25 protein-coding genes, 1 tRNA gene and 1 pseudogene are annotated in these 25120 nt (G+C 71.7%); 14 read left to right on the forward strand and 13 right to left on the reverse strand.

The annotated features are described in order from the left end of the window. The first annotated feature begins 492 nt into the window (after window positions 1-492). Complete coding sequence (locus ABZ818_RS18040; protein WP_361415350.1) at window positions 493-1350, forward strand: DUF6551 family protein; 858 nt, start codon at window positions 493-495, stop codon at window positions 1348-1350. A 141-nt stretch (window positions 1351-1491) separates the two neighbouring features. Here the strand turns inward: ABZ818_RS18040 and ABZ818_RS18045 are convergent. From ABZ818_RS18045 to ABZ818_RS18060, 4 genes and pseudogenes are all read right to left on the reverse strand, one after another. Then, a tRNA-Cys gene (locus ABZ818_RS18045) sits at window positions 1492-1563 on the reverse strand. Window positions 1564-1719: 156 nt separating this feature from the next. Beyond that, window positions 1720-1815: pseudogene (locus ABZ818_RS18050) on the reverse strand (haloacid dehalogenase); the annotation flags it as partial. 28 nt (window positions 1816-1843) lie between these two features. Beyond that, on the reverse strand, window positions 1844-2032 hold the full coding sequence (locus ABZ818_RS18055) for a DUF397 domain-containing protein (protein ID WP_361415351.1): 189 nt from the start codon (window positions 2030-2032) through the stop codon (window positions 1844-1846). After that, window positions 2032-2877 carry a helix-turn-helix transcriptional regulator gene (locus ABZ818_RS18060; RefSeq protein ID WP_361415353.1) on the reverse strand — a complete coding sequence of 282 codons (846 nt, stop codon included), beginning with the start codon at window positions 2875-2877 and terminating at the stop codon, window positions 2032-2034. Before ABZ818_RS18060 ends, ABZ818_RS18055 begins: the two co-directional genes overlap by 1 nt. A gap of 215 nt (window positions 2878-3092) precedes the next feature. Between ABZ818_RS18060 and ABZ818_RS18065 the strand changes: the two genes are divergently transcribed. Beyond that, window positions 3093-3746 (forward strand): ATP-binding protein, encoded by a 654-nt coding sequence (locus tag ABZ818_RS18065; protein ID WP_361415355.1) that lies wholly within the window; start codon window positions 3093-3095, stop codon window positions 3744-3746. An 82-nt stretch (window positions 3747-3828) separates the two neighbouring features. Here the strand turns inward: ABZ818_RS18065 and ABZ818_RS18070 are convergent, their stop codons facing one another. The 4 genes from ABZ818_RS18070 to ABZ818_RS18085 form a co-directional block, all read right to left on the reverse strand. Further along, a complete protein-coding gene (locus tag ABZ818_RS18070) occupies window positions 3829-4068 on the reverse strand; it encodes a hypothetical protein (protein WP_361415357.1) in 240 nt (79 codons plus the stop codon). Between the two features lie 160 nt (window positions 4069-4228). Next, complete coding sequence (locus ABZ818_RS18075; protein WP_361415359.1) at window positions 4229-5866, reverse strand: serine/threonine-protein kinase; 1638 nt, start codon at window positions 5864-5866, stop codon at window positions 4229-4231. A 112-nt stretch (window positions 5867-5978) separates the two neighbouring features. Beyond that, a complete protein-coding gene (locus tag ABZ818_RS18080) occupies window positions 5979-6743 on the reverse strand; it encodes an aminoglycoside adenylyltransferase family protein (protein WP_361415361.1) in 765 nt (254 codons plus the stop codon). Window positions 6744-6800: 57 nt separating this feature from the next. Further along, window positions 6801-8015: a nuclear transport factor 2 family protein gene (locus tag ABZ818_RS18085; protein WP_361415363.1), complete on the reverse strand. Its 1215-nt coding sequence runs from the start codon at window positions 8013-8015 to the stop codon at window positions 6801-6803. A gap of 95 nt (window positions 8016-8110) precedes the next feature. Between ABZ818_RS18085 and ABZ818_RS18090 the strand changes: the two genes are divergently transcribed. Continuing rightward, window positions 8111-9052, forward strand: coding sequence for a LysR family transcriptional regulator (locus tag ABZ818_RS18090; RefSeq protein ID WP_361415365.1), 942 nt, complete (start codon window positions 8111-8113; stop codon window positions 9050-9052). 21 nt (window positions 9053-9073) lie between these two features. Here the strand turns inward: ABZ818_RS18090 and ABZ818_RS18095 are convergent, their stop codons facing one another. Continuing rightward, window positions 9074-10132 carry an SEC-C domain-containing protein gene (locus tag ABZ818_RS18095; protein ID WP_361415367.1) on the reverse strand — a complete coding sequence of 353 codons (1059 nt, stop codon included), beginning with the start codon at window positions 10130-10132 and terminating at the stop codon, window positions 9074-9076. Window positions 10133-10289: 157 nt separating this feature from the next. Then, complete coding sequence (locus ABZ818_RS18100) at window positions 10290-11702, reverse strand: MFS transporter (protein ID WP_361415369.1); 1413 nt, start codon at window positions 11700-11702, stop codon at window positions 10290-10292. Between the two features lie 136 nt (window positions 11703-11838). Here ABZ818_RS18100 and ABZ818_RS18105 point away from each other — a divergent pair, with 136 nt between their 5' ends. From ABZ818_RS18105 to ABZ818_RS18120, 4 genes are all read left to right on the forward strand, one after another. After that, on the forward strand, window positions 11839-12366 hold the full coding sequence (locus ABZ818_RS18105) for a helix-turn-helix domain-containing protein (RefSeq protein WP_361415371.1): 528 nt from the start codon (window positions 11839-11841) through the stop codon (window positions 12364-12366). Between the two features lie 126 nt (window positions 12367-12492). Next, the gene (locus tag ABZ818_RS18110) at window positions 12493-12831 is read left to right on the forward strand and encodes a DUF6412 domain-containing protein (protein WP_361415373.1); all 339 of its coding nucleotides are present in this window, start codon (window positions 12493-12495) and stop codon (window positions 12829-12831) included. A 105-nt stretch (window positions 12832-12936) separates the two neighbouring features. Continuing rightward, window positions 12937-13632 (forward strand): YidC/Oxa1 family membrane protein insertase, encoded by a 696-nt coding sequence (locus ABZ818_RS18115; RefSeq protein ID WP_361415375.1) that lies wholly within the window; start codon window positions 12937-12939, stop codon window positions 13630-13632. A 168-nt stretch (window positions 13633-13800) separates the two neighbouring features. Beyond that, on the forward strand, window positions 13801-14673 hold the full coding sequence (locus tag ABZ818_RS18120; protein WP_361415377.1) for a fumarylacetoacetate hydrolase family protein: 873 nt from the start codon (window positions 13801-13803) through the stop codon (window positions 14671-14673). A 123-nt stretch (window positions 14674-14796) separates the two neighbouring features. On the opposite strand, the gene ABZ818_RS18125 is transcribed toward ABZ818_RS18120, so the two are convergent. The 3 genes from ABZ818_RS18125 to ABZ818_RS18135 all read right to left on the reverse strand — a co-directional run bounded on the left by ABZ818_RS18125 (window position 14797) and on the right by ABZ818_RS18135 (window position 17451). Continuing rightward, window positions 14797-15699 carry an LLM class F420-dependent oxidoreductase gene (locus ABZ818_RS18125; protein ID WP_361415379.1) on the reverse strand — a complete coding sequence of 301 codons (903 nt, stop codon included), beginning with the start codon at window positions 15697-15699 and terminating at the stop codon, window positions 14797-14799. Between the two features lie 193 nt (window positions 15700-15892). Next, window positions 15893-16384 (reverse strand): heme-degrading domain-containing protein, encoded by a 492-nt coding sequence (locus ABZ818_RS18130; RefSeq protein WP_361415381.1) that lies wholly within the window; start codon window positions 16382-16384, stop codon window positions 15893-15895. Further along, window positions 16381-17451 carry a Gfo/Idh/MocA family oxidoreductase gene (locus ABZ818_RS18135; RefSeq protein ID WP_361415383.1) on the reverse strand — a complete coding sequence of 357 codons (1071 nt, stop codon included), beginning with the start codon at window positions 17449-17451 and terminating at the stop codon, window positions 16381-16383. Before ABZ818_RS18135 ends, ABZ818_RS18130 begins: the two co-directional genes overlap by 4 nt. Before the next feature lie 56 nt (window positions 17452-17507). Between ABZ818_RS18135 and ABZ818_RS18140 the strand changes: the two genes are divergently transcribed. The 7 genes from ABZ818_RS18140 (at window position 17508) to ABZ818_RS18170 (ending at window position 25029) form a co-directional block, all read left to right on the forward strand. Further along, window positions 17508-19025 (forward strand): ROK family transcriptional regulator, encoded by a 1518-nt coding sequence (locus ABZ818_RS18140; protein WP_361415385.1) that lies wholly within the window; start codon window positions 17508-17510, stop codon window positions 19023-19025. A 510-nt stretch (window positions 19026-19535) separates the two neighbouring features. Beyond that, window positions 19536-20291, forward strand: coding sequence for a GntR family transcriptional regulator (locus tag ABZ818_RS18145; protein ID WP_361415387.1), 756 nt, complete (start codon window positions 19536-19538; stop codon window positions 20289-20291). A 152-nt stretch (window positions 20292-20443) separates the two neighbouring features. Continuing rightward, window positions 20444-21568 (forward strand): TIGR03364 family FAD-dependent oxidoreductase, encoded by a 1125-nt coding sequence (locus tag ABZ818_RS18150; RefSeq protein ID WP_361415389.1) that lies wholly within the window; start codon window positions 20444-20446, stop codon window positions 21566-21568. 7 nt (window positions 21569-21575) lie between these two features. Next, complete coding sequence (locus tag ABZ818_RS18155; RefSeq protein ID WP_361415391.1) at window positions 21576-22277, forward strand: phosphonatase-like hydrolase; 702 nt, start codon at window positions 21576-21578, stop codon at window positions 22275-22277. Beyond that, on the forward strand, window positions 22277-23329 hold the full coding sequence (locus ABZ818_RS18160; RefSeq protein ID WP_361415393.1) for an ABC transporter ATP-binding protein: 1053 nt from the start codon (window positions 22277-22279) through the stop codon (window positions 23327-23329). Before ABZ818_RS18155 ends, ABZ818_RS18160 begins: the two co-directional genes overlap by 1 nt. Continuing rightward, window positions 23319-24245, forward strand: a complete 927-nt coding sequence (locus ABZ818_RS18165; protein ID WP_361415395.1) for a 2-aminoethylphosphonate ABC transporter permease subunit — start codon at window positions 23319-23321, stop codon at window positions 24243-24245. The genes ABZ818_RS18160 and ABZ818_RS18165 overlap by 11 nt, the downstream gene beginning before the upstream one ends. Continuing rightward, window positions 24232-25029: an ABC transporter permease subunit gene (locus tag ABZ818_RS18170; RefSeq protein WP_361415397.1), complete on the forward strand. Its 798-nt coding sequence runs from the start codon at window positions 24232-24234 to the stop codon at window positions 25027-25029. Before ABZ818_RS18165 ends, ABZ818_RS18170 begins: the two co-directional genes overlap by 14 nt. Window positions 25030-25120: the final 91 nt, after the last annotated feature.

Genomic DNA, 25120 nt, shown 5'->3' on the forward strand with positions numbered 1-25120 from the left:
CCCGCCTCGCCCGCCACGCCCGCCGCCGCATCCTCCGCATCGAGCGGACCTGGCCCTGGGCGGCAGCGTTCACCACCAGCTGGAACAGGCTCACGAAGCTTCCGGCCGCCACCTGACGGCCGGCTCACACCGCGACGAGGACCAGGAAGGAGGAGAACCCGCATCCTCCGGGCCCGTGGAACCCGGCGCACCCCGCGGCGTCACGCGACGGCCCGTCCTCCAACGGCAGAGGACATTACGGGCGAACAGCCGCACCGATCAGCGACCGAAACCCGCTGACGAATCGAGGCTAACGAGTCATCTCATTCGGCGAGTCTGCGGTACTGCACGTACCTCCGACGTGCGGGTGTTCCGTCTGGGTCAGTGAACTTGGCCTGATAATAGATCAGTTGGCCGGTAGTCTGATCAGCGCCCAGTCGCCGTCTCCCGCATTCGGGAGCTGACATGTGTCGTCGTCGCCCCCATTGGGGTGCTGACACAAAAGGAGAAGCCTTGTCCGGCAAGGACTACAGCTACGACATCCCGGACCACCCGATCGAGTACATCAAGGTGGACCCCAGGACCATCAAGTTCGACCCCCGCGCACAACGCAACCTCAACAAGGCCCGTGCGCAAGCCATCGCTGAGAAGTTGGTCCCCACCGCCCTCGGGACGCCGATCCTGTCGCGGCGCGAGGATGGTCTGTACGCGGTGGACGGCATGCACCGCGTCTACGCCTGCCAGCTCATCCTGACAGGGAAGGTCTCGGTCTCGGAGGAAGTTCGCGAGGCTGTCCAGACCATCACCTGCGAGGTCCACTCCGGTCTCTCGATGGCCAACGAGGCGTCGCTGTTCATCATCAAGAACAAGGAGTCCTCGAAGGTCGGCCCGAATGACGAGTTCAGGATCGGTGTGCTGGCTGGGCACCCGCTCTTCCAGGACACCAACACCGTCCTGGAAAAGCATCAGCTCAAGGTTGGCAGCAGCAGCGTCAACGGTGTGCGGGGCATCAAGGGGATCCTCAGCATCGTCATGGAGCACGGCCCCGAGATCCTGGACCTGTCGCTCACCATCGCCGAGGATGCCTGGGGCCGCACTCCCGACACCTGGCACTCCGTCACTATCGGAGGCATTGCCACGGTGATGTCCAAGCACTCCGATGAGCTGAACCCCCAGGAGTTGGCGCAGAAGCTCAAGCGCCAAGGTGACCCCACTTCCTTCAGGGCCAAGATCCAGACCATCGCCACCAACAACAACACTCGCCACGACGGCACCAAGGGGCGCCTCAAGGCCGCTCACTTGGCGGTTGCCTCCGCCTGGAACGCTAACCGCCGCGTCAACCGCATCCCCGTCCCGAACATCTTCGAGTAGCCCCAGCTGACACGGTGCCCCGCCCCCTAGCTGCGGTACGGGACACCACGCTTTCTCCTATCCGTTAACTGAGACGGGCGTCCGGAAGGGCGGCATCCCCGGAGGGATGCCGCCCTTCCGTTTTGCCTGTGAAGGCGTCGGAGGCCGTGGCGGGAATCGAACCCGCATAACTCGCTTTGCAGGCGAGTCCCTGAACCACTCGGGCACACGGCCGTGTGGTGCGACCGTATGGGTGGGAGTCGGCGGGATTCAAGGGGAGGACGGGTGCTGCAATCCGACTGCCATACGCCGTTCATGAACGGCGGTCGTACGACCAAGGTCCTGGCCGGGGGACCGACCCCCGACGGCGGTCAAAGTGACTCGTGTGCGCCATAGCCCGTCGGTCCACAGCCCCGCCAGGGCGGGCTGGACGCACGCGTACAGATCCTCTTCTCCAAACGTCTGGGGCTGCCCAGCATCGGCCCTCGTATTTGACTGGTGGCGCTTATCTAAGCTAATTCGGGCCCAAGGAGCATGTGAACGCGCGCCATGTCTCAGGATGGACACGAACCATGGGACCTTCCGTCCGCTTCGAGTCACGTATGAACGTGTCATCGTCGGCGTGCGCACACTCCACACATTCGGTTCCGCTGCCACCGCTGTAAGAGGACTTGAACCAGTGCAGTTCTGACGAGAATGCCATCAAAGTTCCTTGCTGATCCGCTCGATGAGCTCGGACGTGGACTCGAAGTCGAGTGCCTGGGCGCTGAGGTACTCGAACGCCAACCTATAACGCTCCAGTTCCCGCGGCTTCTCCATGAAGAGGCCGCCGCCGATGAGGTCTACGTACACCACGTCGAGTTCGGGAGCTTGTCCACGGAGGACGACGAAGCTGCCCACGGCCGCTGCGTGGGCGCCGCGGGCGAACGGGAGCACCTGGATGGTGATCCGGGGGCGTCGAGACACAGCGAGGAGGTGTTCCAACTGCTTCCGCATGACCTCGCGGCCGCCCACCTGTCGTCGGAGCGCTGCCTCATCAATCACACACCAAATGTGTGGTGGCTCCTCGCGGTCCAGTAACTCCTGCCGCTTCATGCGGATGTCGACCATGTACTGGACCTCGCGATCGGGGCACTGCACCTCCGAGGCTCGATGTACTGCTTCGGCGTATGCGCGGGTCTGGAGCAGACCGGGGATGTACATGCAGGCGTAGTGGTCCTCGCGTACAACCTCGTCTTCCAAAGTGAGCATGAGGTTCATGGACTCGGGGATGGGGTCGGCGAGGGAGCGCCACCAGCCTTGGATCTTTGCGCCCTTGGCCAGCCCGACCAGCGCCAGACGTTCCTCGTCCGTCGCGCCGTACTCGCGGCAAAGAGCGTCGACAGCCGGCCACTTCACCGAGCCTTCCTTCGTCTCGTAGCGGCTGAGTGTCGCTTTCGAGATGCCGACGCGTGCCCCCGCCTCCTCCAGGGTCAGCCCCTTGAGCTCTCGGAGCCGCCGTAGGTCGGCCCCCAGCTGGCGCCTACGAGTAGTTGGTCCAACTGCCATGCCTGTGGCCCTTCCTGTCGCTGTGATAGATCGTCGTCACCTCTCAGGGGAGAGGGCAAGGTGGCGTGCGCCGGGGCGCGTTGTGCGGTGCTGTGCTCCTCTTCGTCAGAGATGAGAGTTCCATTTTGGAACTCTCACTGCGACTCTTGGTTGTTGTGAGGTCACCGAGTGCACAGGGTGCCACGGGCAGTGCGAGTGAGGAAGCGGAGTACGTCATGGAGTGCACCGGATGTATGCCAAGAAGGTCGTGGGAGCTGCCGTTCCTGGCGGAAGCGGAAGAAGTTGCCACTTTGCGGCGCCTGCTGCGGCTCCATTTGGAGCTTTGGGGCTTGCAGGAAGTCAGCGAGGTTGCCCAGCTGTGCGTCAGCGAGCTCGTCGCAAACGTCATCAAGCACGTAGGGCAGGCGACCCCGACCACGCTTGCCGTCCTCATGAACGGCACCCACTTGCGTATCGAAGTCCACGACCCAGACCCCCGAGCCCTCCCAGTCCTGGCGGACGTGGACTCAGACGCCGAGACAGGGCGAGGCATGGCTCTCATCGACGCCATCACCGAGCGTTGGGGTGTCGACCTCACCCTTGGGCGCAAGGTGACATGGTGCGAACTGCGCACGAGTCTCGCTGAGGTCGACGGGCACACGACGGGTCCCCGTATGACACGAGCCGCGCACGTGCTCGGGCTCTACGCCGATGCGACGGTGCTGCCGCAGGGCTTCCGGCCTAGTCGGTTGGGGAGTGCGGTAGCGGAGAACGTAGCAGTCAACGCCATCGCCGATCTCCTCCACTGGCTCGGAGCGCACGGCCGCGACCCGGACGAAGTGCTCGAGCAAGCCCAAGCCCACTTCCAGTCCGAGGTGGAAACCCGCTGATCGGCGGCGTGTCATCTAATGGGTCAACTTGCCGCGACAGTCGTCGGGTCCGCCGTACTTCGGTCAAAAGCGTAAATTGACGTCAGCGAGTGAGGTCGGGAAACGCGTCCTCAATAATCTTGAGCAGCTCGCGAGCCGAGTCGGCGTCAAGTTGGACGCTTTGGCTGATCTTGTCGAGGATTTTCCGTTCAGCGGATCCGTACGTGTCCAGTTGCAGGATGCGCCGACCGTCCACAGTGAACGCACGGTAGCCGCAGGTCACTGGACCGTGCAGTCTCTGTGAGTCAGAGGAAACTGACTGAAATTCCTTGATCAAAGCCATGGGAGACACTCTTCCACGTGAGTGGACTGTGTGTCAGCGAGTGTGTGTCTTGCGTCTACGCCTACGGCCAGGAGTCCAGTGCCGCCGGAACCGGGAGTGGCAGGTACCAGCGGCATGGCCGATCGGGGGAGCGGTGCAGTCGGCTCGCAGGTCAACGTACCTAGGTCGCCCGCCAGACCGTCATGTCCGCGGTTACGAAGGCGATCTTCGGCATTGCGGTCGACTTCACCAGGAGCACGAGCAGCGCGATGTCTCCGGAGGGATGCTTGACGCAGATCTCGCTGCCGCTTGCCGCCCAGTCCAGCGCGAGGTGGTGACTGTTCTTGCTGGTGAGGGCGAGACGGCACTTCTCGAGGCCGGCCCCCGGTTTGCCGTACAGGAGGGTGAGCACGCTGGTGTCGCTCTCCAGCCCGCAAGTCTCCTTGCAGACGAGGCGGATGTCTCCCTTTCGGTCGTCACGCTCGACCGGCTCCTTGATGCTCAGTGAGTTCTTGTCGTCCAGCAACCGGAAGGGGTACGGGACGGCTTGCGGCGGCTTGGTCGGGGTGGAGGAGGGGCGCGACGCCTCTGGTGCCCGGTCATCCGCCCCGGAGCTCGGCGAGGACGCCGAGGAACGTGCGGAAGCTGTCGGACCGGGCGGTGAGGATGTGGCCTCAGCCCGGTGGCGGAGCCGGTTCGCCGCGTTCATGGCCGTCCAGGTCAGGCCGGTCAGCAGCAGCGCGCCCGCCGTCACGGATGCGATCGCGATCAGGGCGGTGCGGCGTCTGCGGGTGCGTCGCTCGTCCGGGTCCGGCGGCGTCGGCGGCTGCGGCCACGCGGCCTGCGGGAACGGGCCCGCTGGCTGCGGCCATCCGACCGAAGGCAGCGTGTACGCCGGGGTGGGGTTGGGGACCGGGGGCGGGACCGTCACCTCCGGTCCCGCTATCTCCCGCCAGACGGCCGGTCCGCCGCCCGCGTCGGCGTCCCCGCCCAGCCGCTGCCGGCACCACTCGACGACCTCAGCCGGGGTGACCCGCTCCTCCGGATCGGCGGCCAGGCACCGGGCGATCAGCGGACGGAGCTGCTCGGGCAGGAGGGAGAGGTCGGGTTCGTCGTTCACGATCCGGTACAGCACGCTGACCGCGGGGCCGTCCCCGTACAGCGGCTCGCCCAGCGCCGCGAACGCCGCCGTCTGGCCGAGTGCGAAGACGTCGGTCGCCGCCGTGAGCTCGCCCGCGGACGCCTGCTCGGGAGCCATGAACGACGGTGTGCCGATGGCGGCGCCCGTAGTGGTGTGCGAGGTGATGTCCGAGGCCAGCGAGATGCCGAAGTCGATCACGCGCGGGCCGTCGGCGGCCAGCAGCACGTTCGACGACTTCAGGTCCCGGTGCACGATGCCCGCGTCGTGGATGGCCTGCAGTGCCTCGGCCACGCCCGCCATCAGCCACAGCACCGCCGGAACCGGCAGCGGTCCACGCTGGGCGACGGCCTCGGTCAGGGAGGGGCCGGGTACGTACAGCGTGGCCAGCCAGGGCGGTACGCCGTCCGCGTCGGCGTCGATCAGCTCGGCGGTGTACGCGCCCCGGACCCGCCGGGCGGCGGCGATCTCCCGGCGGAAGCGTCGCCGGAAGGCCGGGTGGTCGGCCAGTTCCGGCCGGACCACCTTGATCGCCACCGGACGGCCGCCCTGCGTGTGCGACAGGTAGACCCGGCCCATGCCACCCGCGCCGAGCCGGGCGGCGAGGCGGTAACCGGCCACCATGGGAGGGTCGTCCGGCTGCAGCGGCTGGAACACCTCAGTCGCGCCCGCATTGTTCATCGGCCGTCGTCCCCCCGATCCCCAGATCCGTCGATCCGATGAGTCGACCAACAAGCAGCACTTTAAGGCGCGTTGCGGAGGTCGTGATCAGGCGGCCCGAGGTGGCGGCCTCTCAGAGAAGCGTGAGTCGGTCGATCTCAGCGAGCACCGTTTCCACGTGGGGGCGCACCCGCGTCTTCAACTCCTGGCTCCAGTTCTCGTCGCAGTACAGGCAGTTGAGATACAACTCCCTGGCATGCTCCAGGACAGGGCGCTGTGCCGGGGGAAGCCGGGCGAGGGCCCAGTCGGCCGCCTGGTCCTTCGACCTGATCTCACCGGTGGCGAGCGTCGTCCAGACGCGTGCCAGGGTCAGCACGACGTTGCGGGTGTCACCGTCCAGGTCGTCGAGCAGGCCGGGGATGCCCGCCACGCCGGCCCTGGCCAGGTCCCCGGACGGCACGCGGTCCAGGACCTCGGACGGGGGCGGTCCGGTCAGTGGGTGGTTGCCGGCCAGCACCATCGTGAGGAGAAGGGCCAGGTCCGGCATCGGCTCCGGCCGAGGGGGCCCGCTCGCCTCGAACTCGTCGCGCAGCCACTCGCCGTAGAGGAAGTCGGCGGTCGGCGGGTACCGCCACGGGCGGACCTCCGACTGAACGGTGACCGTGAGCTCGACCGGACGGGCCTCGCCGGTGGAACCGGAACCGGAGATGCGCGACAGCCCGTGGAGAAGAGCCCGTCGTTCCCGGCCGTTCATGCTGCGCCGAGAGACGACCAGGACGTCCACGTCGCTGGCCGGTCGGAGACCGCCGAGCACGGAGGAGCCGTGAAGGTAGGTTCCGATGACGGTGCGCCCCAGCACCTCGTCGACCAGCCTTGCGATCTCCCGAATCTGGTCCATCGCAGCAGCATGCTCCCCTGGCCCGCGCGGACGCACCCTCATTTCTGGGAGTTCGTGCTACGGCCTCAGTGTCCGAGAACGCTCCCCACCGCTGGTCACTGTCCGGTGGTACGCCTTGTTGGCGATGCGCCACCTGTCCTCGACCCGGACCAGCAGGAAGACGTCGGTGAAGGTGTCCGGGCCGTGCCGGAGGGTCATGGACGCGGTGGCGATGGTGCCGTGGACGTCGACGGTGTCGATGCGGCGGGTGCGGGTCGGTTCGTCGGCGGCCGGGCGGCCGGGGAAGAGCGCGCAGTACTCGTCCAGGCGCCATGACACGAACGCGCCGTCCCGGATGCCCTCGATGTGGGCGGTGGGCAGGAACGCGTCGCGGAAGTGGGTGGGGTCGCCGGTGGCGTGGCCGCGGATGTAGGAACGCAGCGGTTCGAGCACGGCGTCGCCCACGGCGGGAACCGTGGCGGCAACGGCGATGTCGTCCTCCGGGTCGGCCGGGGTGCCGGCCAGGTCGGCCGCGCTGCGCAGGGGGCTGTTCGACGCGGCGGCCAGTAGCGCCATGTCCTTGGCCAGCGCGCCGATCGTGAACTCGGCCGGGGCCGGGGCCGCGGTCGTGGTCGTGGCCGACCGGTCGGCGAGGAAGGTCCGCTTGCGGCTGACGAGCCCGCCGAGCTGGCCGAGTTCGAGGACATCCAGTGCCTGGGCACGGGGCAGGTCCAGGGCGTCGGCCTGCCGGAGTGAGTCGCGCAGCGCGAGGACAGCGCCGGCGAGGCTGCTGTTGGCGACCAGCTTGAGCGCCGCGGCGGTGGCCGCGTCGTCGACGGGCCGCACGGTGCCGAGCGCTCGCAGTACCGGTTCGACTCGGTCGAGCGCGTCCCGGTCGCCGGCGGCGAGGATCCGCAGGGTGCCCGCGACTACGGCCGGTACGGAGCCGAGTACGGGCGCGTGGACGTAGGACGGGCCGAGTTGCCGGGCCAGGGTCGAGGCCTCGGCGGGGGCGATGGTGCTCGTGTTCAGCACGATCGTGTCCGGTCGCAGCGAGGGGCGGATGCGGTCGACGACCTGCCGGCAGGCCCGGCCGTCGAAGAGTGCCAGGACTGTGATGTCCGCCTTCACCACGGCGTCGTTCGGGTCGCGGGTCGTCTCGACGGCGCCCGCGACGTGACGACCGGACCGTGTCCAGCCGATGACGTCCCAGTCCTGGTCGGCGAGCCGGGTCGCGATCGCGGCGCCCATGCGGCCCAAGCCGAGCACGGCGACGGTGTGCGGTGTGGTCATGCGTCCGAGCGTGGGGCACCAAGGAGGTTGCGACAAGCGCAGATATGGAAGGGCTGCTCTGCGGGATCCGCATATCGGTGGCATGCTTGCGGGCCATGGCGCTCACTTCATGGCGGACCTTCGTGACGGTGTGCCGGCTCGGGTCGTTGTCGGCGGCGGCCGACGAACTCGGCTACACGCAGTCGGCCGTCTCCCGGCAGATCGCCGGGCTGGAGCGCGAGCTCGGGGTGCCACTGGTGGAGCGGCATGCACGTGGTGTGCGTCCGACGCCTGCCGGAGAGGTGTTCCGCCGTCAAGCGACGGCCGCGCTCACCGAGGCCGACCGAGCGGTTCGTGCCGTGCGGGACCTGCGTGACGGTGCGCCGGCCCGGCCACTGGCCGTCGGTGCGACGCCGTCCCTGGCCGCCGGGATCGTGCCCGTGGCGATACGCCGCCTGCTCGACACGGACGGATCCGTCCGGTGGAGCCTGTCGCCCGGACTGAGCCTGGGGCTGTACGACCGTGTGGTCTCCGGTGACCTGGACGTCGCCGTGGTCACCGACGCGCCACCGGGGCTGCCCAACGACCCGCGTCTCGAACGACGGTTCCTGGGGATGGACGAGATGGTCGTCGTGTTTCCCGTCGACCACCCGCTGGCCGGGGGCGCCCCAGTCCGCATTCAGGCGTTGGCCGACCAGACGTGGGCGGAGGACAACGAGGGCTCGGCGACGCTGCTCCGCCAGCATGCCGCCCGCGCCGGAGTGACCGCCCGCATCGACCTCGCCGCGGCCGATCTGCCCGGCAAGCTGGCGCTGGTCGCTACCGGCCACGCCATCGCTCTGATACCCGGGGTGCTGGCCGGCGCGCTGCGGACCGATGTCACCGCGGTGGCCCTCGTGGATCCCCCGACCCGCGGCATCTACACGATCACTCCGCGCCGCGACCCGCACCCTTGTTCCGCGCCTCTGCTCGACCAGCTCGTGACAGCCTTCAACGCGGGTCGTCCCGCCCAAGCCGCGCACCGGCCGGCTGAGACGGACGCCCACGACCGGGACTGAATCCGCTCGCTTCCGGCCCCCTCAGACGGATTCGGCGGGTGCGGCGGATTCGGCGGGTGCGGCAGGTTTGGCCACCCCATGGCACTCCCCGTACGCCTGCCTCGACCCGCACCAGCACAGCGCCCCCCGCTGCGGTGGCCAGGTGACCGCGCGGCCCCGGGCCGCCAGGGTCGTCGCGTACTGGGGCAGCAGGGCCGGGTCGGACGGGGAGGCGGCCTCCGAGGCGGCGAAGGCCTCGTAGGAGGGGACCGTGCCCGTGACGATGCCCAGGTTGGGGGTGCCGGAGGAGGACAGTTCGCGCAGAGACGCCTCTATCGTCGCCAAGTGGGTCTCGTGGGAGGGGTATTCGGACGTGAGGTCGGCGTAGGCCGTGAGGAGTTCGGACAGTTCTTCCGCCGGCCAGTGCAGGACCGCCACCGGGAAGGGACGGGAGAGAGCCGCGCGGTAGGCGCCGAGCTCGGCGCGAAGCCGGGTGATCTCCGCTTGCAGTTCGGCCGGGTTCTCCGAGCCGAGGGACCAGACGCGTTTCGGGTCGTGGAGTTCGTCCAGGGGGACCGGGGAGGCGTGGAGGGTGTCGGCCAGCATGTCCCAGTCGTCGTGGACCGTGCCCAGCATGCGGCGGACGCGGTGGCGGCCGAAGAGGAGCGGGTGGGTGGCGTGCGGGGGCTCCTGGGCTTCCGCGAGAAGCAGTTCCACGCCCTGGGTGAACGTCTCGTGCGCTGCTTCGAGTTCGTCGTGGGCCTCCAGGGACTCCGCGACGATCACCCAGGGGGCCGGGTCGCGGGGCGCGGTGGCACGGACGCCCTCGATGATCGCTCTCGCCTCCGCCTCGTGGCCGTACTCCCACAGGTTGGCGGCCTTGAGGGCCCGGACCAGGTGGGGGTTCTCCAGGTCGGCGGGGGAGGACAGCAGCCGGTCGTAGAGGGTCGTCGCGGCGGGGCGGTCGCCGGACAGTTCCCGGTGGGCCGCGGCCTGGAGGAGGAGGGCCTCGGCGTCCTCGGGGTACAGATCGGCGGTCCGCTCGAGGCGGTCCGCTTCGGTGGCGTGGTCGGCGTCTTCGGCGGGCGTGGCGGGGCGCATGGGGGACACCGTACTGCCGGACGGTGACAAACGTGAGGTATCTGCAGGCCAGGGGACCCAGGGGACCTCGCCCCAGGGCCCAGCCCTCGTCCGTGCGCCCCGCACCCTCACCCCCGCTCCGGCGTCCTCACCCCGGCCCCGCCCCGCCCCCGCGCCCTCACCCCCGCTCCCGCGCCACCCCCACGCTCACCGCGCCCACCAGCGCCAGCCCCGCCGACACCGCCATCGCCACGTCGGCGCCCCGTGCCAGGCTGCCCGTCGACGTCGCGAGGGCGATGGTCAGGGCGACGCCGGCGCAGGAGCCGATGTAGCGGAAAGTCTGCTGGGCGCCGGAGCCCATCGCCGCGCGGTCCGGCGGGACCGACTCCACCGACAGCAGGGGCAGCGCGGCGTTCAGCAGGCCGCTGCCCACGCCGCTCACCAGCAGGCCCGGCAGCATGCGGAGCCAGGAGCCGGAGCCGATCGCGCCGAGCATCGTGAGGACACCGGCCGCGTGGAGGACGAAGCCCAGGACCAGTTGCCGGCGCGGCGTCACCCACCCCGCCAGGCGCTTGGCCTGGAGGGCCACCGTGAAGCCCGTGCCGGACCACAGCAGCAACAGCCAGGCGGTGGTCATCGGCGACATTCCCAGCGTCTGCTGGAGCAGGGCCGGCAGGAAGCTGAAGAGGCCGATCACCGCCAGGCCGGTGAACAGGCCGCCCGCCGAGGAGGCCAGGAAGCGGGGGCGGCGCAGCAGGGACAGATCGATCATCGGTGTGCGGGTACGGCGCTCCAGCAGCGCGAAGACCCCGAGCAGCGCCACGGCCGCCGCGAGCAGCAGTCCCACGGGCGCCCGCAGCCAGCCGTCCCGGCCCAGGGTGAGGGCGGCCACCAGGGCCACCAGGGCCAGCCCGAAGGTCAGCGCGCCGAGGACGTCCGGCCGGCCGCCCCTCGGCGCACGGGACTCCGAGAGCGCGCGGGTGCCGAGCGCGGCCGCGACCAGGGCGGCGGCGCCCAGGACGGCGTAGGCCGCCCTCCAGTTCGGCAGGGCGCCCGTGACCAGCGGGCCGACCGCTATGCCGCCGCTGACGAAGGCGCCCCAGACGCCGGTCGCGTGGAGCCGCCCGCGCGGGGTGGGGAAGGCGTGCACGAGCAGGCCCAGGCTGCTGGCCAGCAGGGCCGCGCTGGCCGCGCCCTGGGCGATACGGGCCAGCGTGAACTGCCAGGTCGTCGTCGCCAGGGCGCCCAGCAGGGTGGTCAGGCCCAGAGTGAGGGTGCCGGCGAGGAAGACGCGGCGGCGCCCGTAGTCGTCGGCCAGGCTGCCGGCGATCAGGAGGAGGGCGGCCAGGCCCAGCGGGGTGCCGTTGAGCAGCCATGCCTGGGCGGAGAGGGGGGTGCGCAGGGCGGCCGCGGTGCCAGGGAGGGTGATGATCGGCGCCGTGTACGTCATCAGGGCCACGGTGGTGGCCGCGCTGGTCACGGCCAGGGTGGCCCGGGGGTGCGGGGGCCCGTCCCGGCGCCCGGGGCGTGGGGCGGCGGTGCGGGTGGTGCCCGCTGCGGTGGAGGTCGTGGGGGAGTTCAGCCCGGTCATGGGCCACGTCCTTCCGGGGGCTGGGCGGAGAAGAGGCTCAGGCGGGTTCGGTCATTGAACCGACCTGCTCGTGAACCGTAACACCATCAGTTCGCTCATTGAACCAAGGCTGCGGAAAGTGGCTACAGTGGACGGCATGGCACTGGGCAAGGACTACGCGACGCAGGAGTGCTCGATCGCCCGCGCGCTGGAGATCGTCGGGGAGCGCTGGACGCTGCTGGTCGTCCGCGACGCGCTGTACGGCGTCCGGCGCTACAACGACTTCCTGGTCCACCTCGGCATCCCCCGCGCGGTCCTCGCCGCCCGGCTCCAGACGCTGACGGCGGAGGGGATCCTGGAGAAGCGGCGGTACCAGGACTCGCCGCCCCGGTACGAGTACGTCGTCACCGAGCGCGGGATCGCGCTGTGGCCGACCCTGCGGGCGCTCGGCCTGTGGGGGCGCGAGCACTTCACCGAGGTCCGGCTGCGCTACTTCCGGCACGCGGAGTGCGGCACCGAACTCGGGCCGTACGGCGAGTGCCCCTCCTGCGCAACCGTCGTACCGGTCGAGGACGTCCTCATGGAACCGGGACCCGGACTCGATACGGACCCGGCGGATCCGGTCAGCCGGGCACTGCTCAAGCCGAGGCGGCTGCTGCAACCGCTCGAGATCGATCCTGTATAACAGCCTCTGCATAACGGCCTCTACGCCGCTATGGAGAGCCGGAGGCCGCCCGCCGCCTGCCGTCCATCGGCAACCGGCAGCCGGCACCAGAGCACGGCAACGCACGCTCAAGGGGAGGGAGTCGACGTGATCCGCGGTCGCATCGCCACGCGCCCCGCCGCCGTGCTGCTGCTTCTGTCCCTCCTCCTTCCCCTCCTGCTGCTTCCGGTCGTCCTGTTCGACACCGGCGGTCTGTCCGGGACCGTGGCCATCGCGCTCGCCGCGACCGCGGCGGCCGGTTCCGCGCTCGTCGCCTGCGCGGTGCTCGCCTCCCGCTGTGCTCCCGCCGTGCCGCCCACCCGGGTGCGTACGGCCATCCGGGACCGGGACCGCCGTACGGCCTTCCTGCCGCAGCGCGATCCCGACGCCGCGGGCCGGCCGCGGCCCCGGGCACCCGGGTGCGCCCTTCCGGCGACCACCGCGTAGGGCACCGCACACGTCACCTCGTGACCCCGCGCGGGTCGTCATGCCGTCATCCCCGTACGCCATTCCCGTACGCCTGGCACGACGAGACCCCCGGAGGGCTCACCCATGTCCGTTTTCGCCGGCCTGGTCGAGCGGCTCGCCGACCTGCTCCAGCCGCTGTTCCACGCCTCCGCGGCCGCCGCCGCGATCGTCCTGTTCACCGCGCTCGTACGACTCCTCCTCCACCCCCTGTCGCGGGCCGCCGCGCGCGGGCAGAAGGCGCGGGCCGCGTTGCAGCCGCGGATCGGCGAGCTGCGGAAGAAGTACCGGAAGGACCCCGAGAAGCTGCAAAAAGCCGTGCTGGAGCTGCACGCCGAGGAGAAGGTGTCGCCGCTGTCGGGCTGCCTGCCCAGCCTGCTGCAGATGCCCGCCTTCTTCCTGCTGTACCACCTGTTCTCGACACCGGCCGCGGACGGGGACGGGCTGCTCGGCCATCGGCTGCTGGCCGCGCCGCTCGGCGGCCGGTGGGCCGACGTCCTGGCCGGGGACGGCGTGTTCGGGGCGGCCGGGGCGGTGTATCTGGGGCTGTTCGCGGTGGTGGCCGTCATCGCCGCGTTCACCTTCCTGCGGACGAAGAAGTCCCTGGTCACAACCGATATGGCAGGTATGAGCGGCGGCGCCGCGGGCGCGGTCGGCAAGGCCATGCCGTACATGTCCTTCTTCACCCTGGTCACCGTGGCGGTGGTGCCGCTGGCCGCCGCGCTGTACGTGGTGACCAGCACGGCGTGGACCGCGGTCGAGCGGGTCCTGCTGTACCGGTGAGCACGCGGCCGCGGCCGTCCTCTGCGGCGGGCCTACGGTCCAGTACGTGAACGCGCTCTTGCGGAGTGGAGGTCGACCTTGGACGATCGACCAGTCCTCCGATGGTTGCGTCTGCCGCACCCAGGTCGCCTTCATCGGCCGGGCGCCCGCGATCGAGGGAGTTGACACATGAAGCTGCTGCGAGTCGGTACGGCGGGTGCGGAGCGGCCCGCGCTGCTGGACGCGACCGGGGTCCTGCGGGACCTGTCGGGCATCGTCCCGGACATCGACGGCGCTCTGCTCGCCGACGACGCGGCACGCGGCCGGATCCGCGACGCCGCCGTCGCGGGGGAGCTGCCCGCGCTGGACGGGGCCGGGTCGGACGCGGCCGCGTCGCGGATCGGGCCGCCGCTCGCGCGGATCGGCAAGATCGTGTGCATCGGACTGAACTACCACGACCATGCCCGCGAGACCGGCGCCGAGCCGCCCGCTGAGCCGGTGATCTTCCTCAAGGCGCCGGACACCGTGGTCGGGCCGGACGACACCGTGCTCGTGCCGCGCGGCGCCGCCAAGACCGACTGGGAGGTGGAGCTGGCGGTCGTCATCGGCCGTACGGCCCGCTACCTGGAGTCCCACGAGGAGGCGCTCGCGCACGTCGCCGGGTACGCGGTGGCGCACGACGTCTCCGAGCGGGAGTTCCAGATCGAGCGCGGCGGGACCTGGGACAAGGGCAAGAACTGCGAGACGTTCAATCCGCTCGGGCCCTGGCTGGTCACCGCCGACGAGGTCCCCGACCCGCAGGCGCTGCCACTGCGCCTGTGGGTCAACGGCGAGCTGAAGCAGAACGGGTCGACCGCCGACCAGATCTTCCCCGTCGCCGAAGTCGTGCGCTACGTCAGCCAGTTCATGACCCTGTACCCCGGTGACGTCATAAACACCGGTACGCCGGCCGGGGTGGCCCTGGGCCGGCCCGAGCCGAAGCCGTACCTGCGCTCCGGGGACGTGGTCGAGCTGGAGATCGAGGGGCTGGGCCGGCAGCGGCAGGAGTTCAAGGACGCGTAGACGCTCCGCCGGCGGGCCGGGAGGCCGCGGGCGGTTTCGGGTCCGCGGCGCCGTCGTGGCTCGCCGCGCCCGCGCGGCGGAGCCGCTTTCTGTCACAGCCCCGCGCTCCTTGACCCGGTCCGCTCACGCCAGCAGGGAGGCCAGCCTGCGCCACTCCTCCCGCGGCAGGGCGTCGCGCGGGCCGTCGGCGACCACCTGGAGTGCCAGGTGGTCGGCGCCCGCCGCGTGGAACGCCTCGATCCGCTCCCGGATCCGGGACTCCTCGCCCCAGGCGAACACCGCGTCCATCAGACGGTCGCTGCCGCCGCCGGTGACGTCGGAGTCGGTGAAGCCCAGGCGCAGGAAGTTGTCGGTGTAGTTCGGCAGCTCCAGATAGGGGGCGAGGTACCCGCGGGCCACGGCGCGGGCGCGGGCCGGGTCGGTCTCCAGGACGACCTTGAACTCCGGTGCAAGCAGCGTCTCCTTGCCCAGGATCTCGCGGGCCTGCGCGGTGTGGTCCGGCGTGACCAGGTACGGGATCGCGCCGGCCGCCCGGTCCCGGGCGAGCCGCAGCATCCTGGGGCCGAGGGCGGCCAGGACCCGGCGCCCGGCGGGCACGCCGCCCTCGCCGGACCGGTCGAGATCGTCGAGCCGGTCCAGGTAGCCGACCATCGTCGAGTACGGCTTCCGGTACTGCTGCACACGCGGACCGTGGCTCACTCCGAGGCCGAGCACGAAGCGGCCGGGGTGGGCGGACTCCAGCGCGGTGAACTCGGCCGCGGTCTCGGCGGCGTCCTGCTGCCAGACGCTCTGGATGCTGGTGGCGACGACGATCCGCCCGGTCGCCTCGATCAGCGGGGCGGCGTTGCGGGCGGTGCTGTTGCCGCCCAGCCAGACGGCTCCGTAGCCGAGTTCCTCCAACTCGACGGCGGCCTCGGCGAGTTCGGCGCGCCGGGCCGCGTTCTCCGAGCGGAGTCCGATGCTCCAGATGCCGTACCGGCCGATGGTTTCGGGCAAGGGGCGCGCGGGGCCTGTGGTGTCGCTCATCGGTTCCGATCCCTCCGGACGGGGGTTGCTGTGCCTTGATCGTCACGCGTCCGGCACATCCCCACCGGAGGGCGTCCCGGGACGGTCCCCGGCTTCCCCCGAGAGCACCAACCTCGAGCTTGCGTGCCCCTTAGAGTCCCCCGCCTGGCTGTTCGAACCGCTGTGGACGGCGGTTCTGGCCGGTGGCTCCCGGCTATGCCTTCAGGAACCGCTCCAGTGCCTCCACCACCATCCGGTGGTCCTCGAGCTGGGGCAGGCCGGAGACCGTCACCGTGCCGATCACGCCCGCGCCGTCGACGTGGAGCGGGAACGAGCCGCCGTGGGCCGCGTACAGGTCCGGGTCCAGGCGGGAGGAGGTCTCGAAGGCCGTGCCCTTGGCACGGAAGCGGGCGCCGACCAGGTAGGAGGCGCAGCCGTAGCGCTCCACCACACGCCGTTTGCGGGCGATCCAGGCGTCGTTGTCGGGGGTCGAGCCGGGCAGGGCCGCGTGGAAGAGCTGCTGGCCCGCGCGGTGGATGTCGACGGCGACCGGGGCCCGGCGCTCCCGTGCCAGTTCCACCAGCAGCGAGCCCAGCGCCCAGGCGTCGTCGTACGTGAAGCGGGGGAGGACCAGACGGCGTTCCTGCGCCTCCAGTTCCTCGATGCTCGGAGCGGTCTCGGGGGTCGGGCGCACGTCGTTCGTCACAGCCGCACCGCCACGCCGTCGCGGGCCGAGCGGCGGGCCGCCTCCAGGACGTCGAGGGCGTCGGCGGCCTCCCGGGCGGTCACCGGGTTCGGGGCGCCGTCGCGGAGGGCGGCGGTCACGGCCGCGTAGTACGCCGGGTAGTCGCCGGGCAGGGTCGGTACGGGGCGGCCGCCGCCGGTCAGCGGGGACTCTCCGGAGCCGATGCGGCCCCACAGGGCCTCGTCCTCGGCGCCCCAGCCCTCGGTGTCAGGGCGCGTGCCTTCCCGCAGCGCGGCCTCCTGCGGGTCCAGGCCGTACTTCACATAGCCCGCCTGGGAGCCCAGTACCCGGAAGCGGGGGCCGAGTTGGGCGGCAGCCGCGGAGACGTGGAGGTGGGAGCGGACGCCGTTGGCGTGCGTGAGCGCGATGAAGGTGTCGTCGTCCGCCTCGGCGCCGGCGCGGCGCACCACCGCCTCGGCGTACACCTGGGTGGCCGGGCCGAACAGCACCAGGGCCTGGTCGACCACGTGGCTGCCGAGGTCGTACAGCAGGCCTCCGATCTCCGCGGGGTCGCCGGACTCGCGCCAGCCGCCCTTCGGCTGCGGACGCCAGCGCTCGAAACGGGACTCGAAGCGCCATACGTCGCCCAGCTCGCCCTCGGCGATCAGCCGGCGCAGGGTGAGGAAGTCGTTGTCCCAGCGGCGGTTCTGGAAGACGGACAGGAGCAGTCCGCGCTCGTCGGCCAGGGCGGCGAGGTCACGGGCCTCGGCCGCGGTCCCGGCGATCGGCTTGTCCACGACCACCGGCAGGCCCGCCTTCAGGGCGGCCGTGGCGAGCGGGACGTGCGTCTTGTTCGGGGAGGCGAGGACGACCAGGTCCAGCTCGCCGGCGCGGGCGAACAGTTCGTCGGGGCCGGCGGCGAGGCGGATGTCCGGGAACTCCGCGCGGGCCTGTTCCTGCCGCTGCGGGTTCGAGGTGACGACCGTGTCCAGGGTCAGGCCCTGGGTCGTGGCGATCAGCGGGGCGTGGAAGACGGAGCCGGCGAGGCCGTAGCCGACGAGGCCGACGCGCAGGGGGGTGCCAGTCATGGCCTCTACTTTCGCAACGCTGTTGCCGAAGTGCAAGCGCGGGGGAGAATGGCGGGGTGAACAGTGGGAAGGGCGGAGCGGACGCGGTGACGGTCTCGGGAGTGACGGGCAGGGGGACGGCGGGCGCGAACCTGCTGGCCCTGCGCAGCCACAACACCGCGCTGGTGCTCGACCTGCTGCGCGGGGCGGGCGCGGCGGGGATCAGCCGACTGGAACTCGCCGAGCGGACCGGGCTGACCCCGCAGGCGGTCAGCAAGATCACGGCGCGGCTGCGCCGGCAGGGCCTCGCGGCGGAGGCCGGACGGCGGGCGTCCACGGGGGGCAAGCCCCGCACGGTGCTGCGACTGGTGCCGGAGGCGGGACACGCGGTCGGAGTCCACGTCGACCGGGACGAACTCCGTGTGGTCGTCGTCGACCTGAACGGCACCGCTACCGGCGAACGCCGCCGCCCACTGGACCTCGGCGCGGGCGCGGAATCCGTCGTGGCGACGGTGGCCCACGAGGTGGAGGGGCTGGTGGGGGAGGTGCTGGGGGGTGGGGCGGCCCGTGACGGCGTGTCCCAGGCCGGGATGGCTCGGGCTGCCGCGTGGGCTGGGGTGGCCGATGCTGAGGGGTCGGAGGTCGGCGGGGCTCAGGCGGGGGTCGCGGGGGCTGGGGTGTCGCAGGCCGTGGTGCGCGGGGCTGGAGGAGCCCGGACCAGTGCCGCGCAGGGCGGGCTGCCCAAGGCCTGGGAGTCCGAGGCGGAAGTGGACCGGGCCGTGGCGTCGCAAGCCGGAGTGACCCAGGACAGAGGGGCCGAGGCGGGAGTGGCCGGGACCGGAGGGGGCCGGATCGACGCTGGTCAGGCCGGAGTGACCCAAGCTGAGGGGGCGCGCGCAGAAGGGACCCGGCCCCGGCTTTCCGGTGTCCCGTCGCTCGTCGGGGTCGGGGTGGCCTTGCCCGGGCCGCTTGATCATCGGTGGGGGGTGCTGCATCGGGTGACGGGGTTTCCGGAGTGGGACGGGTTCCCGTTGCGGGACGCGCTCGCGCGGCGGCTCGGGGTGCCTGTCGTGGTCGACAAGGACACGAACGCGGCGGCGCTGGGGCTCGCGGTCGCGGGTGAGGGCCGTTCGTTCGCGTACCTCCACCTCGGTACCGGTCTCGGGGCCGGGCTGGTGATCGGGGGGAGCGTGCACCGGGGGGCGCGGACCGGGGCGGGGGAGTTCGGGCACCAGGTGATCCAGCTGGACGGGCCGTTGTGCGGGTGCGGGGACCGGGGATGTGTCGAGGCACTGTGCCTGGCGGCCGTGGAGCGGGGAGAGGTCGCGGAGGCGGCACGGGTGCTGGGGGCCGGGGCCGCGAACCTCGTGGGCCTGCTGGACATCGAGCTGGTGCTGCTCGGCGGTCGTACGGTCGCGGCGGTACCGGAGGTGTTCGTGGCGGGCGTGGCCGAGGTGCTCGCGGCGCGGGCCCGGCGGGAGGGGGCGCCGGGTGACGTGGTGCCGGTCCGGATCGCGCCGGGAGGGGAGCGGGGGGTCGCGGAGGGCGCGGCGCAGTTGCTGCTCGCGCCGATGTTCGGGCGGGGGGACGGCTGACGGGTGCCCGGCGTCGTGCCCCACCCGTCAGGTGACCATCTCCGATGTCGTGGCCGGCGAGGTCGCCGCGACGGCCGCTGTGGTGCAGTGGCACGACAACGACGAGGACCGGGTCGGCCGGTCCGACGACCGCCCGTTCCGCATCGACACGGACCCCGAAGCTGCCGACACCGCCCCGCGCCCCGAGGCCGCCCGGCGGCCGCCACGCCCGCGACGGTCGCCTCCCCCTGTGCCGACGAACTCTGAGCACCGCGGGTCCCGCGCCGCTCACCGCGGAGGCCTTGTCCGCCGTCGTGGAGGACAGCTCGATCAGCGGGCGCGCCAGGCCGCCGAGCGCCGCGTCCAGCACCTGCCGGGTGCCGGAGCCCTTCTCGCGCAGGGCCCGCACGGGCCCGGTCGCCCCGCGCGGAGTGGGCACGGTCGCCGCCGCGCCGCTCAACCTCGGTGGCGTACTGGCGGGGACCCGGAGGCGCCGCCGAGACCGGCGGGTGGATCTGCGACGATCTTCGCGTGGACTACCCCAACGACCAGGCTCCCGGCGCCCCGGTGCGCTCCGGCATCCCGGAGCACGGCCGGATCCCCAAGTACTACGCGGTGAAGGCGAAGATCGACGACCTCATCGGCGAACTGGGGGAGGACCGGCCGATCCCGACCGAGCGTGATCTGTCCGAGGAGTACGGGGTCGCCCGCGAGACCGTGCGGCAGGCGGTGCGCGAGCTGATCCTGGAGGGCAAGCTGCGGCGCCGGGGCCGCGGCACGGTCGTCGCGGGCCCCAAGCTGGAGCAGCCGCTGTCCCTGGTCAGCTACACCGAAGGCGTAAGGCGGCAGGGCCGCACCCCCGGACGCTCCCTCGTCACCCTGGACCGCTTCCCCTGCCCGGACCCCCTCGCCGCCGAGACGGGACTCACCCGCGGCGAACCCGTCTGGCACCTGGAGCGCGTGCTCCTCGCGGACGACGAGCGGGTCGGCCTGGAGAGCACGTACGTGGCGGTGGCCCGGGTGCCGCACCTGGACACCGGCTTCGACCCCGACTCCTCCTTCTACGCCTACCTCCAAGGGCTGGGCATCGCCTTCGGTGACGCCGACGAGCGCATCGAGACGGTGCTCGCCACCCCGCGTGAGGCCCTGCTCATCGGCACCCCGCCCGCGGTGCCCATGCTGCTGATCCACCGTGTCTCGCGGGATACGGACGGGCGCCCGCTGGAGCGGGTGCGGAGCCTGTACCGAGGGGACCGGTTCTCCTTCACCACCCATCTGCGCGGCTGACGACACCCCCCGCGAATAACGAAAAAGGCGCCGAACAGGCGCCTTTTTTATCACGAGGAGATAACGGGTCTAGCCCAAACTTGACGGCTCGTTCAACCTCCCGTTGTCGGCAGGACCCTTCCGGTTCCCTGTCCGGGAGGAACGTGGTCGTCGTGAGAGTGACAGTCGTAGGAGCCGGCGTGGTGGGCACCATGCACGCCTGGCAAGCAGTGGAACGCGGCCACGAGGTCGTACAGATCGAGCGAGAGGCCGAGGCCCGCGGCGCCTCGCTGCGCAACTTCGGGCAGATATGGGTCAGCGGCCGCGCGGTCGGCGAGGAACTCGACACCGCCCTGCGCGCCCGCGAGCTGTGGGAGGAGATCGGCGGACGCGTGCCCGCGCTGGGCTTCCGCGCCAACGGCTCCCTGACCCCCGTGCGCGGCGACCTCGAACGTGCCGTCGCCGAGGCCGCCGTGGCCCGCCCGGACGCCGCCGTCCGCGGTCGCAAGCTGCTGACCCCGGCCGAGGCCCGCGCCCTCAACCCCGCCCTGCGCGGCGAGTTCGACGCGGCCCTGTACTGCGAGCGCGACGCGGCCGTCGAGCCGCGCACCGCCCAGCTGGCCCTGCGCGCCGAACTGCTCAAGCACCCGAACTACACCTTCCTGCCCGGGCGCGAGGTCCGGGAGGTCGTCGGCGAGGGCGCCGTACGCGACGACCACGGCGACGTCCACACCGGTGACGTGGTGGTGCTGTGCACGGGAGCCTGGCTCGGCGGACTCGTACGGGAACTCGCCGGCCCCGGCCTGCCGGTCCGCCGCGTCCGGCTGCAGATGATGCAGACCGACCCGCTGGGTGAGCCGCTGCCGACCTCGGTCGCGGACGCCGACAGCTTCCGGTACTACCCGGCCTACGCGTCCGAGGCCCTGGACGAGCTCAACGCGAGCCGGCCGCAGGCCGCGATCGCCGCCGCCCACCGGATGCAGCTGCTCATGGTGCAGCGCGCCGACGGCGGACTCACGATCGGCGACACCCACGAGTACGAGCACCCCTTCGCCTTCGACACCGTCGAGGACCCGTACGACCACCTCACCCGTGTCGTCGAATCCCTCCTCGGCCGCCCGCTGCCGAAGGTCCGGCGCCGCTGGGCCGGCGTGTACGCGCAGTGCACCGACCCCGGCCGGGTCGTGCACCGGCAGCAGGTCCGCGACGGGGTGTGGCTGGTCACCGGGCCCGGCGGGCGCGGCATGACCTGCTCACCCGCGATCGCCGAGCAAACCGCGAACGAACTGGGCTGGTGAGGAACCGATGAACGAGATGACGACCACCGAAATCCGCCTCGTCGTGCTGGACATGGCCGGCACGACCGTCGCCGACGGCGGCCTGGTCGAGCGCGCCTTCGCCACGGCCGCCGCCGAACTGGGCGTCGAGCCCGGCTCCGCCGACCACGACGCCAAGCTCGCCTACGTCCGCGCCACCATGGGCGAGTCCAAGATCTCCGTCTTCCGGCACCTGTTCGGCGCCGAGGACCTGGCGCAGCGGGCCAACGCCGCCTTCGAGAAGGCGTACGGCGGCCTCGTCGACGGCGGCCTCGTCGCCCCGGTCCCCGGCGCCCGCGAGGCCATCGAGGAACTGCGGGCCGACGGCCGCACGGTCGTGCTGACCACCGGCTTCGCACGCGTCACCCAGGACGCGATCCTCGACGCCCTCGGCTGGCGCGACCTCGTGCCGCTCACCCTCTGCCCGGCCGACGCCGGCGGGCGCGGGCGGCCCTACCCCGACATGGTGCTGGAGGCGTTCATCCGCACCAAGGCGGCCGACGGCGTGCACCAGGTGGCCGTCGCCGGCGACACCTCCTACGACGTGCTCAGCGGCGTACGTGCCGGGGCGGGCGTCGTCGCCGGAGTGCTGACCGGGGCGCACGGCGCGCAGGACCTCCACGACGCCGGCGCCACCCATGTCCTCGGCTCCGTGGCCGACCTGCCCGCCGTGCTCAGGGAAGCCGGCTGATGGGCATCCGCTTCGACTCCGTCACCGTCGCCTACGACGGCACGGTCGTCCTGGACGCCCTCGACCTCACCGTCGAGCCTGGCGAGGTCATGGCGCTGCTCGGACCGTCCGGATCCGGCAAGACCACCGCGCTGCGGGCGGTCGCCGGGTTCGTGCGGCCCGCGTCGGGGCGGGTGCTCCTGGGGGAGCGGGACGTGACGGACCTGCCGCCCCACCGCCGGGGCATCGGAATGGTCGTCCAGCAGTACGCCCTCTTCCCGCACATGCGGGTCGAGGACAACGTGGCCTTCGGGCTCAAGGCGCGCAAGGTCGCCAAGGCCGAGATCCGCGAGCGGGTCGCCGAGGCCCTGGAGATGACCGGCATGGCCGCCTACGCGCGCCGCTACCCGCGGGAGCTGTCCGGCGGCCAGCAGCAGCGCGTCGCCATCGCCCGCGCCCTGGCCATCCGGCCCGATGTCCTGCTGCTCGACGAACCGCTGTCCGCGCTCGACGCCCGGCTGCGCTCCGGGATGCTCGCCGAGCTTGCCCGGCTGCACCGGGAACTGCCCGATGTGTCCATCCTGTACGTCACCCACGACCAGGTCGAGGCGCTGACCCTCGCGGACCGGATCGCGGTGATGGACAAGGCGCGCCTGCAGGCGTGCGGGACGCCCCAGGAGCTGTACCGGGCCCCGGCCAACGAGTTCACCGCCTCCTTCGTCGGCAACGCCAACCTGCTGCCGGTCACCGTGACCACTGGGGGCGCTGCCCTCGGGAGCACCGAACTGAAGGTCGACACGGCGGGCGCGGCGGCCGGCGCGCGGGCCACTCTGTGCGTCCGACCGCACCTGGTCGGCATCGGAGACGGACCCAACCGGCTCGCCGGCACCGTCAGTGAGATCCAGTGGCGCGGTTCCACGCATCGGCTGTACGTCGACGTGGCCGGCCACCCGGTGATGGCGGACCTGCCCGAGCTGAGGAACCCGCCGGGGCACGGCGACGAGGTCAGCCTGCACTTCGCGCCCGAGGACGCGGTGTTGCTGGCCGCGGGGGTGAGCGGCGATGAGCGCTGAACCCATCGTGCGGGCGGCGCCCACCCGTCCCGGGGAGAGGGCAGCGGGCCCCGGCCCGGAGGCGGCCACCGTCCGGGCGTGCGGGCGCGGCCCGCGGACGGCGCCGAGGCTGCTGTGGGCCCTGCCCCCGGTCGTCCTCCTCGCGGTGTTCTTCCTCTACCCCCTCTTCCTGGTCGGCCGGCAGTCCCTCCAACCCGACACCGGTGGGACCTCCGTCCAGCCGTACCTCGACGTCTTCGCGTCTGCCGCGTTCCGTGAGGCGCTGTGGACCACCGTCTGGCTCGCTCTCGGCTCGACCGCCGGATGCCTGGTCCTCGGCTTCCTGCTGGCCCTGGTCATCGCGTTCGTGCCGTTCCCCGGCGCCAAGGCGGTGTCCCGGTTCATCGACGTCTTCCTGTCCTTCCCGTCCTTCCTCATCACGCTCGCCCTGCTGTTCATCTACGGCAACGTCGGCATGGCCAACGGCCTGTGGACGGACGTCACCGGGGCCGCCGACGGGCCGTTCCAGTTCCTCACGACGCCGTGGGGTGTGCTGCTGGCGGAGATCACCTACTTCACGCCGTTCGTGATGCGGCCGCTGCTCGCCGCGTTCACGCAGCTGGACACTGCGCAGTTGGAGGCGGCCAGTTCGCTCGGGGCCCGCGCGCCCCGCATGGTCCGGCAGATCATCCTGCCGGAGGCGCTGCCCGCGCTGGCGGCCGGCGGCAGCCTCGTGCTGGTGCTGTGCCTCAACGAGTTCGGCATCGTGCTGTTCACCGGAGCCAAGGGCGTCACGACCCTGCCGGCCCTCGTCTACAGCAAGGCGATCCTGGAGTCCGACTACCCGGGCGCGTGTGTGGTCGCCGTGGTCAACGTCCTTCTCTCCGTGGGCCTGTACGGCCTGTACCGGGTGGTGAGCCGTCGTGCTGGTGCATAGCCGCAAGGCGAAGTGGGCACTGTGGGCGGTCTTCCTCGTCCTCTTCCTCCCCCTCTTCGCGCTGCCGCTGCTCGTCGTCCTCGGCGCGTCCTTCGCCACCCACTGGTCCAGCGTCCTGCCGTCCGGCCTGACCACCGCCAACTACAAGGCAGCCACTCACGGCGATGCCCTCCAGGCGCTCACCACCAGCCTGCTCACCGCACTCGGCGCGAGCCTGCTCGCCCTGACCGTCGGCACCTGGGCGGCGCTGGCCGGCGCGGCGCTGAAGAAGAGCCACCGGCGTGTGATGGACGCCCTGTTCGTCCTGCCGGTCGCCGTCCCCTCCGTAGTGGTGGGCCTGGCGGTCCTGGTCGCGTTCTCCCAGCCGCCGGTGCTGCTCAACGGCACCCGGTGGATCGTCGTCATCGCGCACACCGTGCTGGTCACGGCCTTCGCATACCAGTCGGTCTCCGCCGCCCTGCGCCGCCTCGACCCGGCCTACGAGCAGGCCGCCGCCTCCCTCGGCGCCGGGCCCGCCCGGGTGCTGTGGCGGGTGCGGCTGCCGCTGCTGCTGCCCTCCCTCACCGCCGCGGCCGGCCTCTGCTTCGCCCTGTCCATGGGGGAGCTGAGCGCCACGATGATGCTCTACCCGCCGGACTGGACCCCGCTGCCCGTCCTGATCTACGCGGCCACCGACCGCGGCTCCCTGTTCGCCGGCTCCGCCCTCGCCGTCGTCCTCATGGCGGCGACCCTGCTGGTCCTGCTCGCCGTCTCCCGGATCCGCACCAGGGCCGCCCACCGCTAGGCCGGGGGCCCGGCCGCTCCCCGGCCGTCCTCCCGACCGCTCCCGCCCACCCCCCGCACCTCCCCTCCCACTCCCCGAACCCTCCCTCCCA

It is taken from the genome of Streptomyces sp. NPDC047453 (assembly GCF_040643155.1).
Lineage (GTDB): Bacteria > Actinomycetota > Actinomycetes > Streptomycetales > Streptomycetaceae > Streptomyces.